This window comes from Cellulomonas alba, assembly GCF_030362835.1.
GTDB classification, from domain to species: Bacteria; Actinomycetota; Actinomycetes; order Actinomycetales; family Cellulomonadaceae; genus Cellulomonas; species Cellulomonas alba.
Genome location: NZ_JAUCGQ010000001.1, coordinates 664,997 through 680,056, shown reverse-complemented (window position 1 = coordinate 680,056; position 15,060 = coordinate 664,997). Strand labels below are relative to the sequence as shown.

Below are 15,060 nucleotides of genomic sequence, written 5' to 3'. Positions count from 1 at the left end.
CCACCGTCCTTGGTGTGTCCGTGCTTGCCCTCTAGATCGACGCGCGCGGCCCCCGACGTGAGCGGTTCGAGGTTTCGGAACGGTTTCGAAGCCCGGGGCCGCCCGGGACGACCGTGGCCGCGGGTGCCGGAGCGCCGCGGCTCCGGCATCCTCGGAGGCATGGCAGACCCGAGCGAGTGGCTGCTGACGGCGGCGGAGCGCGCGAACCCGCACACGAGGCTCGACGACCGCCACCCGGACGGCCGGGCGTGGTCCGAGGGCAACCTCGTCGTGCCGCTGATCCACGGCGCGACGTACTTCCAGGCGCTGTACGACGCGCTCGAGGCAACCGGGCCGGGCGATCTCGTCATGTTCACCGACTGGCAGGGCGACGCGGACGAACGGCTCACTGGCGAGGCCGGGAGCGAGGTCGTCGAGGTGCTGTGCCGCGCGGACGAGCGCGGTGCTGCGGTGCACGGGCTCGTCTGGCGCTCGCACCTCGACCAGACGGGCTTCTTCGCGACCGAGAACCGCCACCTCGGCGAGCAGCTCGACAAGCGCGGTGCCGAGGTGCTGCTCGACATGCGCGTGCGCGCGGGCGGTTCGCACCACCAGAAGTTCGTCGTCATCCGGCACCGCGACGACCCCACGCGGGACGTGGCGTTCGTCGGCGGCATCGACCTCTCGCACAACCGGCGCGACGACGCGAACCACGCGGGCGACCCGCAGCCGCAGCCGCTCGCCCAGGAGTACGGGCAGCACCCACCGTGGCACGACGTGCAGGTCGCGATCCAGGGTCCGGCCGTCCACGACGTCGAGACGGTGTTCCGGGAACGCTGGGAGGACCCCGCACCGGTCTCGATGGCACCGTGGCGCCGCGCCGCCGACCGGCTCCGCGGCCTCGACAGCTCGGCCGGCCCGCTCCCCGAGCAGTGGCCGCCACCGCCGCCCGCGGGGTCGCACACCGTGCAGCTGCTGCGCACGTACCCGAACCTCGGCGTGGGGCGCGACTACCCGTTCGCCCGCGGTGGCGAGCGCAGCGTCGCCCGGGGGTATCACAAGGCGGTGCGCCGCTCGGAGCGGCTCGTGTACGTCGAGGACCAGTACTTCTGGGGCCACGACGTCGCGCGCGTCTTCGAGGAGCCGCTGCGGGCGCGCCCCGAGCTGCGGCTCGTCGTCGTCGTGCCGATGGTGCCGGACGTCGGCGGCGTGAACCGCGTCCCTCAGCTGCTCGGCCGTCAGCGCGCGCTCGGCCGGCTGCAGCGCGTCGCGCCCGACCGGGTCGCCGCGTACGGCATCGAGAACCACGCCGGCGTGCCGGTGTACGTGCACGCCAAGGTCTGCGTCGTCGACGACACGTGGGCGAGCACCGGCTCGGACAACTTCAACCGGCGCTCATGGACGCACGACTCGGAGCTCACGGCGGTGGTGCTCGACGAGGACTACGCGCGCCGCCTCCGGCTCACGCTGGCTGCCGAGCACCTCGACCGGGCCGAGGACGTCGCCGCGCGCGGCCTGGAGGTCGCGATGGCGGACGTGGTCGACCCGGTCGGGATGTTCGACACCTACGCCGAGCACGCCGCGCGCCTCGACGCCTGGCACGCGGGCGGGCGGCTCGGGGTGCGACCGCCCGGCCGCCTGCGCCGCCTGCCGATGCCCGACCTCACGCCGGCGCAGCGGCGCTGGGCGCGGCTGCCGCTCGACGCGCTGCACGACCCGGACGGCCGGCCGCCGAGCCTGCGGAAGGCCGGCTCCTACTGACGCCTCAGCCGCGCGAGTCGCGCCAGGCGACCCACGGCGCGACGGTCGACAGGTCGTAGTCGGGGCCGGACAGCCCCACGGTGAACAGCGTGACGCCCGCGTCGACGAGCGCCTCGCCGACCTCGCTCGGCGGACGCGACACCGCGACGCTGCGCTCGACGAGGGACGCGGTGTCGCGGCCGACAGCGGCGCCGTGCTCGTCGAGGATCGCGCTCTTGCGCGTCAGCGTCTCGAGGTCGCCGAACGAGTGCCACGCGTCGGCGTGCTCCGCCACGACGCGCAGCGTCTTGCGCTCGCCGCCGCCGCCGATGAGCACCGGGATGTCGCGCGTGGGCCGCGGGTTCGACGCCGCCCAGCGGGCCTTGATGCGGGGCAGCGCGTCGGCGAGGTCCGCGATGCGGGTGCCGGGCGTGCCGAACTCGTAGCCGAACCGGTCGTAGTCCTTCTCGAACCAGCCCGCGCCGATCCCGAGGATCAGCCGGCCCCCGCTGATGTGGTCGACCGTCCGCGCCATGTCCGCGAGCAGCTCGGGGTTGCGGTAGGAGTTGCACGTGACGAGCGCGCCGATCTCGACGCGGCTCGTCTGCTCGGCCCACGCGCCGAGCATGGTCCAGCACTCGAAGTGCTTGCCGTCCGGGTCGCCCGAGAGCGGGAAGAAGTGGTCCCAGTTGAAGACGACGTCGACGCCGAGGTCCTCGGCGCGGCGGACCGCGTCCCGGAGCTGGGCGTACTCGGCGTGCTGCGGCTGGAGCTGGACGGCGATGCGGATCGGGCGGGTCATGCACCCACGCTAGGTGCCTCGCTGGCCCCGCCGCGCGTCGGGGTCGCGGCTCGGACACCGGCGCGGGACCGTAACGTCGACGGCTCGGGCGACCAATGAGAGACATGACCACTGGACCGCACCCCGACGTCGGGCGGATCGCCACCGACCCCGACGCGTTCGAGGACTTCTACCGCGAGCACCTCGCCACGGTGCAGCGGCTCGTCGCCCGCCGCGTCGCCGACCCCCATCTCGCCGCCGACCTGACGGCCGAGGTGTTCCTCGCCGCGGTCGACTGCGCCGGGCAGTACCGGCCGGACCGCGGCGTGCCGGCGGCGTGGCTCGCCGGCGTCGCACGCAACGTCGTCTCCGCCGAGTTCCGCCGGCAGTCGCGCGAGCGCGCCGCGGTCCGGCGGATCTCCGGCCGGCGCCTGCTCGACCCCGACTCGCTCGCCCGCATCGAGGAGCGCATCGACGCCGAGGCGGACGCCCGCCGGGTCTACACCGCGCTCGCGGCCCTGCCCCCGCGGGACCGGGCGCTCATGGAGCTCGTCGGCGTCGACGGGCTCTCCGTCACCGAAGCCGCCGCGGTCCTGGGCCTGCGCCCCGGCACCGCTCGCGTCCGCCTGCACCGCAGCCGCAGCCGGATCCACGCCCAGCTGCCCCTCCTCGTCCCTGGAGCCCTCTCATGAGCCTCGACACCTTCGAGCAGTCCCTGCTCGGCGAGCTGCGTCACCACGTGGCCGGCCGCCGCACCCGCGTCCGCCCCGCGCGGCGCACCGTCGCCCTCGTCGCGGGCGGGGTCGCCGCCACGGGCGCGACCGCGGTCGCCCTCGCGCTCGGCACGAGCGTCGCCGGGCCGGCCGCCGCGTTCGCGGTCGAGTCCCAGCCCGACGGCGACGTCGTCGTGACCGTCCACGACCTGTCGGACGCGTCCGGGCTCGAGCACGCGCTCGCGGCCAAGGGCGTCGACGCCGACGTGCGCTACGTCCCCGGGTTCACGCAGGACGAGGGGAGCGCGCGCCACGCCGGCGCCCCCGGAGCGGCGTGCGACATCGCGCTCGCGAAGGTCGACGGCGGCCTGCGGTTCACGCTCGGCGCGGCGCAGATCGCGTCGGGAGCCCGGCTGGACATCGTCACGAGCGGGTCGAGCCCGTCCGACGTCGGGTCGCCGGTCGAGGTGGCCTGGTCGGGCGGCTCCTGCTGATCCGGCGGACCCGCTGACGACCGGCGCCGAGCATCGGTCGTCAGCGGGTCGTGCCCGGTCCGGCGGCGCGCGCCTCGACCGCCCGGACCGTCGTGTCGAGCGACCGTTCGAGCAGGCGCCGCCCGAGCGTGGCCACGACCGCGCCGAGCAGGCGTCCCCGCAGGTTCTTGCCCTCGCGCACCACCACCGCGTCCAGCCGGGTGCCGCCGTCGGGCAGGGGCGTGAACGAGTACGTGTGGCTCGACCGGCCGCCCCACACGTTCGAGTCGGTCGTCGTCATGACGACGCGGCCGGGGTCGGACCAGTCGTAGCGCAGCCGCTCCCACACGCCGCTGCCGCCCTCGGTCACGTCCGCCGAGGTCGGCCCGCGCTCGTGCACGACGAGCGCGTCGTCGTGGCTGTTCGGGAAGAGCTCGCGGCGGCCCGGGCCGAAGTCGGTCAGCGCGGCCACGAGCTGCTGCGGCGTGGCGGTCGTCGTCCTGACGAAGTGCAGCGTGGTCATCCGCGCCTCCCGGTCGCCCGCCGCGCGACGGAGCGCGGTCCGCCCCGACCACGGCACAGCGTCCGGCTCGGTTCACCGGCGCGGGTCCGCGGCCCGGCGGCGCCTCGTCCGGCGCGACGCGGCGGTGCGGTCACGGCTGGTCCGACGTGCCGGGGTCGCGCGGCGCGTGCCGGTCGAGGAACGCGTAGACCTCGCGCGCGTCGACGCCGGGGAACGCGCCGGTCGGCAGCGCGGTGAACACCTGCTGGTGGATGCGCGCGCTCGGCCAGGACGCGTCGCGCCAGCGGTCCGCCGCGGCGGCCGGGGGGCGCCGGCAGCACGCCTCGTCGGGGCAGGTCGAGCTGTGGCGCACGGTCGTGTCGCGGCCCCGGAACCACTGCGCGGAGGCGAAGGGCACGCCGAGCGCGAGGGACATCTGCCCGGTCGACGTCGTCCCCGTCTGCGTCGAGCACCAGAACGTGCCGGCCGGGGTGTCGGTGTACTGGTACGACTCGACCGACCGGTCGCGGCTTGTCAGCGCGCGGCGCACGCCCCAGTGCCGGCACACGAGCTGGCCCTCGATCGCACCCGTGACGTCGGTCGGCAGCGGCAGCCCGTCGTTGGCGTACGCCCGGTAGATGGCGCCGTCGCCGTTGATGCGGACGAAGTGCACCGGGATGGCGAGGTGGTGCGTCGCCAGCGAGGTGAACCGCTGCGCGGCCGCCTCGTGCGTGACGCCGAACGCGTCGCGCAGGTCCTCGATCGCGAGGTCCTTGGACTTCTTGTGCTGCTGGAGGTGCGCGACGACGGCCTGCTCGGGCATGAGCGCGCACGACGCGAAGTACGTGATCTCCATGCGCTGGCGCAGGAAGTCCTCGTACGACGTCGGCCGTTCGTGGCCGAGCACGCGGTGCGCGATCGCCTGCAGCGCGAGCGAGCGCAGCCCGTGGCCGCCGGGGGTCGAGGCCGGCGGCAGGTAGATGCGGCCGTGGGCCAGGTCGGTGACGGTGCGCGTCGAGGACGGCAGGTCGTCGACGTGGATGATCGTGAAGCCGAGCTGCTCGGCCATGCGCGAGACCGCGCGGTGGGTGAGGGCGCCGCCCGTGTAGCCGGCCTTGCGTGCGAGCTGCTCCGCGACCCGCTCGATCTCCGGGAGGTAGTTGTCGCGCGCCTGGCGTTCGAGCCGGATCTGGGTGTTGGCGCGGCGCGCCTCCTCGGGCGTCGCGACCGCCTCGACGTCGCGGCGCTGCAGCTCCTCGTGGAGGCCCACGAGCTGCTCGAGCACCGGCAGGGGCAGCTGGCGGCCGGGGCGCACGGTCGGCAGCGCGAGGCGCTCGAAGCCGGCGAACCGCTGCGCGCGGTCGAGCGCGATCTCCAGGGCGGCCCGGCGCGACGGCGGCTCGGTGTCGAGCAGGTCGGCGACGGTGACGTCGAGGGCGTCCGCGAGGCCGCGCAGCAGGGCGAGGCGGGGCTCCCGGCGGCCGTTCTCGACGAGCGAGAGCAGGCTGGGCGTGACTCCGACGCGGTGGCCGAGGGCCTCGAGCGTCAGCCCGCGGCCCGTCCGCAGGTGCCGGACCCGGCGGCCGAGCGTGAGCGAGTCGTGCGGGGCGCCCGCGTCGTCGCGCGCACTGTCCTGAGCCGCCATGGACATGACGATACGTCAAGAACTGCGTTCTTTGACACGCGTGCCGCTCAGCAAGGCGTGTCGAGTTGACGAGACGATGTCAAAGGAGCGCGGTCCGGCACAGGGCCCGCGCCACGAGGGAGAACCCGTCATGACCACTCTGGCCGACCGGCCCACGACCGCCGCCCGTACCACGCTCGCCGACGTCACGCACATCGCCGCGACCGGCGACGTGCACGCATGGGTCGAGGCGGTCGCCGCGCTCACCGAGCCCGCCGACGTCGTGTGGTGCGACGGCTCCGACGAGCAGCGCCGGGCGCTCGTCGCCCGCATGGTCGACGCCGGGACGCTGCTGCCCCTCGACCCCGCACTGCGGCCGGGCTCGTACCTGGCGCGGTCGGACCCCGCCGACGTGGCGCGCGTCGAGGCGCGCACCTTCATCTGCTCGCGCGACCGCGCCGACGCGGGCCCGACGAACAACTGGGTCGAGCCGGACGCGATGCGTCGCGAGCTCGACACCGTCTTCGCGGGCAGCATGCGCGGCCGCACGATGTACGTGGTGCCGTTCTCGATGGGCCCGGTCGGCGGCCCGCTCTCGCAGCTCGGCGTGGAGGTGACGGACTCTCCGTACGTCGTCGTGAGCATGGGCGTCATGACGCGGGTGTCGCGCGTGGTGCTCGACCTCGTCGAGTCGGGTGCCCCGTGGGTGCCGGCGGTGCACTCGGTCGGCGCGCCGCTCGTCGACGCGGCGGGGGAGCGCCGCCCGGACGTCGCGTGGCCGTGCAACGAGACGAAGTACGTCTCGCACTTCCCCGAGACCCGCGAGATCTGGTCGTTCGGCTCGGGTTACGGCGGCAACGCGCTGCTCGGCAAGAAGTGCTTCGCGCTGCGCATCGCGTCGGTGATGGGCCGTGACGAGGGCTGGCTCGCGGAGCACATGCTGCTGATCCGCGTCACGTCGCCGCAGGGTCGCCGCTACCACCTCGCGGCCGCGTTCCCGTCGGCGTGCGGCAAGACGAACCTCGCGATGCTGCAGCCGACGCTGCCCGGGTGGCGCGTCGAGACGATCGGCGACGACATCGCGTGGCTGCGCCCCGGCCCCGACGGCACGCTGCGCGCGATCAACCCCGAGGCGGGCTTCTTCGGCGTGGCGCCGGGCACCGGCGTGACGACCAACCCGGCGGCGATCGCGACCTTGGCGCGCGACACGATCTTCACCAACGTCGCGCTGACGCCCGAGGGCGACGTCTGGTGGGAGGGCCTGACGCCCGAGCCGCCCGCGCACCTGACGGACTGGACGGGCCTGCCGTGGACGCCCGCGGACGGCCGCCCCGCGGCGCACCCCAACTCGCGGTTCACGGTCGCCGCGGCGCAGTGCCCCACGATCGCCGACGGCTGGGACGACCCGGAGGGCGTGCCGCTCGACGCGATCGTGTTCGGCGGCCGGCGCGCGACCAACGTGCCGCTCGTCGCGCAGGCGCAAGGCTGGGAGCACGGAGTGTTCATGGGCGCGACGATCTCGTCCGAGCGCACCGCGGCGGCCGAGGGGCTGGTCGGCGAGCTGCGCCGCGACCCATTCGCGATGCTGCCGTTCTGCGGGTACGACATGGCGGACCACTGGGCGCACTGGCTGCGCGTGGGCGCGGCGCTCGACCCGGACAAGCGCCCGCTCGTGTTCGGCGTGAACTGGTTCCGGAAGGACGACGAGGGCCGGTTCCTCTGGCCGGGGTTCGGCGAGAACGCGCGCGTGCTCGCGTGGATGGTCGACCAGCTCGACCGCGCCCGCGGGCTGCGCACCGACGCCGGCGCGGTGGTGAGCCCCGTCGGCCTGCTGCCGGCAGCCGGTGCGCTCGACGTGGACGGGCTCGACCTGCCCGAGGGGGCGCTCGAGCAGCTGCTCGACGTCGACCCCGACTCGTGGCTGCGCGAGGCCGACCTGACGGAGGAGTTCTTCGCGACGTTCGGCGACCGCGTGCCGGCCGCGCTGCGCGCGCGGCTGGCTCATCTGCGCGAGGCGCTCGAGCGCAGCCGCTGACGGCGTGCGTCGTCGCGCGGTTGGCGTCAGGCGGTCGCGTCAGGCGGTCGCGGACGCCAGCACGTCGTCGCGGACGGCGCGCCGCAGGATCTTGCCGAGGATCGACCGCGGCAGCTCGGGCACGACCACGAGCGCGCGCGGCACCGCGTAGCCCGCGATCCGCTGCTGGCACCACGCGCGCACGGCCGCGAGGTCGACGTGCGCGGAGTCGACGCCGTCGTCGAGCACCACCGCGGCCACGACCTTCTCGCCGAGGTCTCCGCCGGGGACGCCCACGACCGCGACGTCGCGGACGCCGGGCATCTCGCGCAGCTGGTCCTCGACCTGCGAGGGGTACACCTTGAAGCCGCCCGTGACGATGACCTCCTTGATCCGGTCGACGAGCACGACGTAGCCCCGCTCGTCGATCCGCACGAGGTCGCCGGTGCGCAGCCAGCCACCGTCGAGCAGCTGCTCGGCGGTCTCGTCGGGGCGCTGCCAGTACCCGGCGAACACCTGCGGCCCGCGCACGAGCAGCTCGCCGGTCGCGCCGGCGGGCACGTCGCGCATCGGGTCCTGCGGGTCGACGACGCGGACGTCCGTCCCGGGGAACGGCAGCCCGAGCGCGCCGGGGCGGCGGTCGGCCGAGAGCGGTCCGCCGAGCACGACGGGAGCGGTCTCCGTCATGCCGTAGCCCTCGACCGCGAGGCCGCCCGTCACGCGCTCCCAGCGCGCCGCCACCTCGGCGGGCAGCGCCATGCCGCCCGAGAAGGCGAACCGGAACGAGCTCAGGTCGTGGCGCGGGTCCGCCTCCGCGGCGGCCGCCAGGCGGTCGAGCATCGGCGGCACCGCGGGCAGGAACGTGCCCGGCCGGCGGCGCTGCGCCGCGAGCACCTGGTCGACGTCGAACCGCGGGAACGGCACGATCGTCGCGGCGATCCGCAGGCCGTAGAGCAGGCAGAGCGTCAGCCCGAACGCGTGGAAGAACGGCAGCGCGGCGTAGACGGTCTCGGTGCCCTCGGCGGCGCCGGTCCACGCCTGACCCTGCACCGTGTTCGCGACGAGGTTGCGGTGCCGCAGCGCCGCGCCCTTCGGGGTGCCGGTGGTGCCGCCGGTGAACTGCACGAGCGCGAGGTCGTCCGCCACCGGTCGCGGGTGCTCCTCGGGCACGGGCGTGGCGGCCGCGACGAGCCGGTGCCACCGCGGGAGCGACGCGGGGACGGTGGCGCGCATCGCGGCGCGGGCGCGCCGGGCGGCGGGCAGCGGGAGACGCAGCAGGGCGCGGGAGCGGCGCGGGAGGTCCCGCGTCAGGTCGACGGCGACGACGGTCCGCAGCGCGGTGCCCGGCGCGGCCTCGAGCACGGCGGCGGCCGTCTTCTCCCAGACCACCGCGACGCCTGCGCCGCTGTCCGCGAGCTGGTGCCGCAGCTCGGCCGCCCCGTAGGTCGGGTTGTGCTCGACGACGACCGCGCCGAGGCGCAGCACCGCGAGGAAGGCGACGACGTGCGACGTGCAGTTGGGCAGCGCGATCGCGACGCGGTCGCCGTGGCGGACGCCCAGGTCGTGCAGCGCCCGCGCGCCGCGGGCCACCTGGTCCGCGAGCTCGGCGTACGTGCTCGTGGCGCCGAGGAAGTCGACGGCGACGCGGGCCGGATGACGCGCGGCGGCGCGGTCGAGCGACGCGGTCAGGGGCTCGTCGGGGACGTCGACGTCGTGCGGGACGCCCGGCGCGTACGAGGCCAGCCACGGCCGGTCGATGCTCATTACCGGAGAGTAACTTACGGGACCGTAGGTTAGGCGGGACCTCCGGTCGGGGGTGGGCCGGCGAGCTCGGCAGGCGCTCTCGGGCGAGCCTGGGCGGCGCTCGGGACGCGTGCCGAGAGACGACCGCTGCCGACGGCCCCGCGCGCCGACGTCGGCAGCCCCTAGGGTGGCGCGCATGGTGGACGAGCCGACCGATGTCGTGGCGCCGGTGCTGGGCCGGGCCGCCCGGACGGTCGGCGTCGTCATCGGGCTCGTCACGCTCGCGGCGGGTGGCGTCGCGGTGTTCGCCACCGACAACGAGGTGGGTTCGGCGGCGCTGGTGACGGCCGGTGCCGTCGTGCTCGGCCTCGCGGTGTTCGGCAACCGGGTGCGGGCGTTCGAGGTCGCCGGCGTGCGGCTCGAGCTGCTCCGGCAGGCCGCCGACGTGCGGCAGGAGGCGGAGCAGGCGCGCGCGTCCGGCGAGGTCGGCCGGGCCGAGCAGCTCGAGAACCACGCGCAGAGCCTGCTGATGGCGGCCGGCCTCGTCGGCTCACGGTACGAGCGCCTGCGCGCGACCGAGCCGCCCGGCTGGGGCCGCACGTCGCGCATGGAGCAGGTGCTGCGCGACGCGCGCGACCTCGACACCGAGCGGCTCGAGCCCGCCGACGTCGAGGGCATCTTCGACACCGGCACCGACGGGAACCGGATCTTCGCGCTCGCCCTGATCGAGCGCAGCCCGCGGCTCGCGACCGCCGACGTGCTCGTGGACGCGATCGCGCACAGCCGCTCGGCGTTCGAGCAGTACCACGCGCTCGTCGCCGCGGAGCGTGCCCTCCACCACCTCTCGGCCGACGGGCGCTCCCGCGTGCGCGAGGCCGTCGAGTCCGTGCTCGACGGGCCGCTGGGCGAGAGCTCGTCCGACCGGCGCACCGTCGCCCGGCGGGTCGCCGCACGGCTCGCGCAGGCCGACCGGGACTGACCGCCGTCCGCACACGCTCGCGCGGCCGACGGGGACCGATCTCCGCCAGCGTCACTCGGGCCAGGAGGCGTGGACCAGCACCGACCTCCTCTCGACCGCAACCCCGGCCGCGACCTCGCCGACCGCGTGCCACGAGCGGTCGGAGCGCACCATCGCGACCGACGTGCCCAGGGTGGGCAGCACCCGCTCGATGACGTCGTCGACGTCGTCCGACCGCAGCACGCGGAACTCGCCACCCCACTCGGGCCGCCACAGCGGGTTGAGGTAGAGGACGTGCGTCGCCCGGCGCACCGGTCGGTCCGTGTGCGGCGCGAGCGAGCAGCCGGGCGGGTACCGGCACAGGCTCGCGTCGATCCGCAGGCCCGTCAGGTCGAGCCCGACCAGGTCGCCGAACGCGCGCCGGTGCTCCGGTGAGGCGAGCCACGACGCGAGGTCCCGCCACGCCGGCGAGAGCGTCGCCGTCGAGGAGTGCACGGTCCCCGCGACGACGAGCGAGCGGACCGAGAAGAGCTTCGCGCTCGTCCCGGCGACGCGGAAGCCCTCCGTGGGGAACTCGGCGGCGAGCCGGTGCGCCAGCTCGTCGTCGAGGAACCCCGTGACGACCGCCCAGGTGAACGGCTCGTGGTGGACGGCGGCGGAGCGGGCGCCCGCCGTCGTGGTCACGGCCCCTCGAGATGCCCGCCCGGCGCGCCGCCGAGCTCCCGGATCGCCGCGGCGCGCTGGTCGGCCGTCAGGTTCTTGGCCACCTGGGAGATGAGCCGTACGCCGAGCTCGCCGCGGTCGGCGTGGCCGACGCTCGTGAGGTGCCCGACGAGGACGTCGACCACGTCGGTGTAGATGTTCTGCAGGACGCGGCCCAGCTCGCCGAAGTCGCCGGTCTCCGAGTGGTCGGGGACCTCGGAGTGGTCCGGTGTCTCGGAGTGGTCCGGTGTCTCGGAGTGGTCCGGTGTCTCGGAGTGGTCGGGGGTCTCGGAGTGGTCCGGCGTCTCGGAGTGGTCCGGTGTCTCGGAGTGGTCAGGGGTCTCCGAGTGGTCGGGCACTTCGGAGTGGTCGGGCACTTCGGAGTGGTCGGGGACTTCGGAGTGGTCGGGGACTTCGGAGTGGTCCGGTACCTCGGAGTGGTCGGGGACTTCGGAGTGGTCGGGGACTTCGGAGTGGTCGGGGACCTCGGAGTGGTCGGGCACCTCGGAGTGGTCGGGCACCTCGGAGTGGTCCGGGACCTCCGAGTGGTCGGGGACTTCGGAATGGTCGGGGACCTCGGAGTGGTCGGGCACTTCGGAGTGGTCCGGCACGTCGGAGTGGTCGGCGACCTCGGAGTGGTCCGGGCTCTCCGCCAGCTCGATCCGTTCGGACAGCTCGCCGATCCCCGACACCTGCGGCTGGTGCTCCGCGGGCCGGTTCACCGCCGCGCTGGCCGGCTGTGCGGCGCCCGGCCCTCCGGCGAACAGCGGCGGCACCTTGGGCTCGTCACCTCTCGGCTCGTCAGTCATCACGCTCGACCTCCCCCTCTTCGGCTGTTTCCGCGTATCGCAGTGCTTTCACGAGTGCCTGCATGGCGTGGCTGACGAAGTCGATCCGCACGCCGCTCGTCGTCAGGGACGGGCGGACCGCCCCGAGGGCGCGGCCGGGGTCCGCCATGCAGTAGGTGTCCTCGTCGCGGACCACGAGGCGATCCACGAACCGGAAGCCCTGGCGCCACCGCCGCATGTACAGCGCGGCGCGCGCGCGGTCGCCGTCGAGCAGGCACAGGCGCGCGGCGTCGGCGACGCCCTCGAGCACGAACGCCGTGTGGAAGCCCGGCCCGGTCACGTCGAGGTCGGTGAGGAACGCGCCCGTGCCGCGGTGCTGGAGCGGCAGCGCCCAGTCGACGACCTCGCGGACGAATGCGGCGGTGCCGTCGGGCGCGTGGCCCGTCGCGGCGACCCGGAACCAGGCCTGCGGGTGCCAGCCGACCATGCCCCACGGGTGCAGCAGGTCGAAGCGGCGCCGGTACCAGGCCAGCTGCGCCGTCAGGTCGGGCAGCTCGTCGGGGACGGCCGCGGCGGCGAGCAGGGCGAGGCCGGGCAGGAAGTCGTGCTCGGCGGTCCAGCGCCGGCGTCGCTCGGGGTCGATCCGGCCGTCGGGCCGCAGCAGGCCGACGAGCCCGCGGTGCACGGCGCGCACCCGGTCGTCGCCGAGCAGTCCGTCGCCGAGCGCGGCCGCCCCGAGCACCAGCTCCGCGTCGGCGCTCGTGCCGGGGGTCAGGCCGGGCAGTGCGACGCGCGACCGCCCCCCGATCGGCTCGACGGATCGCAGCGCGGTGCTGAGCCCGTGCGCCGCGGCGGCGCGCAGGTCGTCGCGGCCCAGCACGTCGGCGGCGTCGGCGAGCGCAGTCAGCGCATGGAGGGCGCGGCCGGCGGTGCCTCGGGTCGTGGTCCGGCCCGTCACCGGCTGGTAGGCGTAGGCCGGGAGACCGTCGGGTCCGAGCTGCCCGATCACGTAGCCCGCGAGGAGCGCGAGCGTCGACCGGATCGTCGCGACGTCGACCCGGGGCGCGTCGCGCACCGGGTAGCCCGAGACGACGGGCCAGACGCGGTCCTCGCGGCGGAGCCAGGACGCGGTGCGGAAGGTGCTCCAGGACGCGGTGCCGCCGTCGATGCGGGCCTTGGCGAGCAGCTGGCGGGCGAGCTGCGGCTTCGACCAGTCGTGGTGGACGGGCACCTGCGCGAGCAGCAGGCCCGCCCGGTCGCCGTGCTGCGCCGCCACGGTGTCGTGGCCCGGCCGCACCTTGACGAGTGCGCGCTCGAGGTCGGCGGTGACGCCGAGCAGCTCCTGGTCACGCAGGATCGAGACGCAGATCGACGGTGGCACCTGCGCGGCGTCCCGCACCGCCGTGAAACGCGGGTCCGTCGCCGCGCGGCGCGTCGCGCGTACGAGGCACTCGTCGAGGCTGCCCTGCGAGGACACGCAGCAGCCCAGGACGCCGCCCGCGTAGAGCGTGACGCCGACGCCGCGCACCGGGTCCGGCACGAGCTCGTCCGGGACGGGCGGGCCGACGGGCTCACGGCCCGCGCGGAACGCGTCGAGCACGTCGCGCGCGCGCGTCGTCAGGGCCTCGCCGGTCGCGAGGGGGAGCCGCTCCTGCGCGTCGTCGCTCGAGCCGTAGGGGAGCCAGCTCTCGCCCGGCTCGACGACCTTCCTCACGGTGTGCACGAACACCTGGTGCGGCTCCGTGCGGCCCAGCCGTGCGTTGCGGAACGCGGCGTGCCGGTACTGCTGGATCTCGCTCGTGAACACCTCGGTGTGCGGCAGGGCGCCGCCGACCTTGCCCGGCTGCGCGAGGCTCTGCACGACGACGCCGAGCCGCCCGAAGTCGAGGTCGCGCGGCGCCACGGGCTGCAGCGGGCCGAGGAACGAGACGCCGACCTTGAGGTCGTCCAGCCCGTGCGCGCGCACCGCGCGGCCGGCCGCGCCGGCCAGCGTGCGCGCCGTGGCGAGCACGACGTCGCGCGCCGGGTCCGCCAGCGCCGGGTCGAAGTGCCAGAAGCCGCTGCGCGCCAGCCGCGCGTCGGTGCGGCGGTCGCGGAAGCTCACGTAGACGCCGCCGCGGCCGTCGTAGTCGGCGTCGAGCGCGGCCGGCGGCCGCAGGGTGCGCCCGCTGCGCAGCAGCTCGTCGGCGACCTCGCGTGCGAGCACCGCGGGGTGCAGGCCGCCGGTCGCCTGCGCGTCCGCCCAGGTCACCGCCACGCACGCGTGGTCGTGCACGTGGTCCGCGAGCGGCATGCCGACGTCCCGCCAGATGTCGAGCACCGTCTCGACCCGGTAGCCCTGCGCGCGCACCTGTTCGATGCCGCCCCGCCACGGGAACGCGACGAGCGCGACGGCGCCCTCGACCTCGAACCCCTCGGCCTCGAGCGCCTCGATCCCGGTGCGCACCGACGTGCCCGAGCTGATCGAGTCGTCGACCACGACGACGGGCCGCGTGCGGTCCAGGTCACCCTCGACGCGCCGCCCCGAGCCGTGCGCCTTGCGCGTCTCGCGGATGCAGCCGCCGACGAGCTCGCCGCGCGCATGGAGCACGCAGTCGGCGACCAGCGGGATCGCGGTGTAGCCGATGCTGACGACCTGGCGCGCCTCGAAGGTGCGGAGCACGGGCAGCATCGCGGCCGCCGCCGCGGCGCCGCCGTCGCCCGAGAGCGTGAGGGGGTACGTGTAGAGCATCCAGTCCGCGCGGACGCCGTCCCGGCCGAGCACGGGCGCGCCCGGTGTCGACCACAGGATCCCGCGGTCGTGAACCAGCTGGGCGAGGGTGGCGTCGGCCCTCGGGAGAGCCCGCGGGCCGGTGCGCAGGGTCTCGGGCACCGGTGCCTCCGAGCGTGCGACAGGTCAGAAGAACGATCCTCCGCGGCGTGGGGGCCGTCCAGGGCTCGGGCGGCAGACGGCGTCGCGACGCGCGCGCCGAGGCGTCTCACAGGCGGCTGGGGTGCGGGGATACCGACTGGTGGCCACTGGCCGTCCACGGTGCGTGCACCG

12 protein-coding genes are annotated in these 15,060 nt (G+C 75.4%); 5 read left to right on the top strand and 7 right to left on the bottom strand.

Translation table 11 applies throughout. The features are described from left to right. Nucleotides 1-159: 159 nt before the first annotated feature. A complete protein-coding gene (locus QRT04_RS03020; protein ID WP_289453409.1) occupies nt 160-1,740 on the top strand; it encodes a phospholipase D-like domain-containing protein in 1,581 nt (526 codons plus the stop codon). A gap of 4 nt (nt 1,741-1,744) precedes the next feature. Here the strand turns inward: QRT04_RS03020 and QRT04_RS03015 are convergent, their stop codons facing one another. Continuing rightward, nucleotides 1,745-2,521 (bottom strand): LLM class F420-dependent oxidoreductase, encoded by a 777-nt coding sequence (locus tag QRT04_RS03015; RefSeq protein WP_289453408.1) that lies wholly within the window; start codon nt 2,519-2,521, stop codon nt 1,745-1,747. Nucleotides 2,522-2,625: 104 nt separating this feature from the next. Here QRT04_RS03015 and QRT04_RS03010 point away from each other — a divergent pair, with 104 nt between their 5' ends. Together QRT04_RS03010 and QRT04_RS03005 are read left to right on the top strand one after the other, a co-directional pair. Next, complete coding sequence (locus tag QRT04_RS03010; RefSeq protein ID WP_289453407.1) at nt 2,626-3,192, top strand: RNA polymerase sigma factor; 567 nt, start codon at nt 2,626-2,628, stop codon at nt 3,190-3,192. Then, nucleotides 3,189-3,707, top strand: coding sequence for a hypothetical protein (locus tag QRT04_RS03005; protein ID WP_289453406.1), 519 nt, complete (start codon nt 3,189-3,191; stop codon nt 3,705-3,707). Before QRT04_RS03010 ends, QRT04_RS03005 begins: the two co-directional genes overlap by 4 nt. Before the next feature lie 40 nt (nt 3,708-3,747). Here the strand turns inward: QRT04_RS03005 and QRT04_RS03000 are convergent, their stop codons facing one another. Further along, nucleotides 3,748-4,209, bottom strand: a complete 462-nt coding sequence (locus tag QRT04_RS03000) for an SRPBCC family protein (protein WP_289453405.1) — start codon at nt 4,207-4,209, stop codon at nt 3,748-3,750. A 130-nt stretch (nt 4,210-4,339) separates the two neighbouring features. Beyond that, complete coding sequence (locus tag QRT04_RS02995) at nt 4,340-5,833, bottom strand: XRE family transcriptional regulator (RefSeq protein WP_289453404.1); 1,494 nt, start codon at nt 5,831-5,833, stop codon at nt 4,340-4,342. 130 nt (nt 5,834-5,963) lie between these two features. Between QRT04_RS02995 and QRT04_RS02990 the strand changes: the two genes are divergently transcribed. After that, the gene (locus QRT04_RS02990; protein WP_289453403.1) at nt 5,964-7,847 is read left to right on the top strand and encodes a phosphoenolpyruvate carboxykinase (GTP); all 1,884 of its coding nucleotides are present in this window, start codon (nt 5,964-5,966) and stop codon (nt 7,845-7,847) included. Between the two features lie 39 nt (nt 7,848-7,886). Here the strand turns inward: QRT04_RS02990 and QRT04_RS02985 are convergent, their stop codons facing one another. Beyond that, the gene (locus QRT04_RS02985; RefSeq protein ID WP_289453402.1) at nt 7,887-9,590 is read right to left on the bottom strand and encodes an AMP-binding protein; all 1,704 of its coding nucleotides are present in this window, start codon (nt 9,588-9,590) and stop codon (nt 7,887-7,889) included. A gap of 175 nt (nt 9,591-9,765) precedes the next feature. On the opposite strand from QRT04_RS02985, the gene QRT04_RS02980 reads away from it, so the two are divergent. Continuing rightward, complete coding sequence (locus QRT04_RS02980) at nt 9,766-10,548, top strand: hypothetical protein (RefSeq protein ID WP_289453401.1); 783 nt, start codon at nt 9,766-9,768, stop codon at nt 10,546-10,548. A gap of 51 nt (nt 10,549-10,599) precedes the next feature. On the opposite strand, the gene QRT04_RS02975 is transcribed toward QRT04_RS02980, so the two are convergent. The 3 genes from QRT04_RS02975 to QRT04_RS02965 are packed head-to-tail and all read right to left on the bottom strand — an operon-like array spanning nt 10,600 to nt 14,889. Continuing rightward, nucleotides 10,600-11,211, bottom strand: a complete 612-nt coding sequence (locus tag QRT04_RS02975; RefSeq protein ID WP_289453400.1) for a 2OG-Fe(II) oxygenase — start codon at nt 11,209-11,211, stop codon at nt 10,600-10,602. Beyond that, nucleotides 11,208-12,038 (bottom strand): ICP22 family protein, encoded by an 831-nt coding sequence (locus QRT04_RS02970; RefSeq protein WP_289453399.1) that lies wholly within the window; start codon nt 12,036-12,038, stop codon nt 11,208-11,210. The genes QRT04_RS02975 and QRT04_RS02970 overlap by 4 nt, the downstream gene beginning before the upstream one ends. Next, nucleotides 12,031-14,889, bottom strand: a complete 2,859-nt coding sequence (locus QRT04_RS02965; RefSeq protein WP_289453398.1) for an AMMECR1 domain-containing protein — start codon at nt 14,887-14,889, stop codon at nt 12,031-12,033. Before QRT04_RS02965 ends, QRT04_RS02970 begins: the two co-directional genes overlap by 8 nt. Nucleotides 14,890-15,060 lie beyond the last annotated feature (171 nt).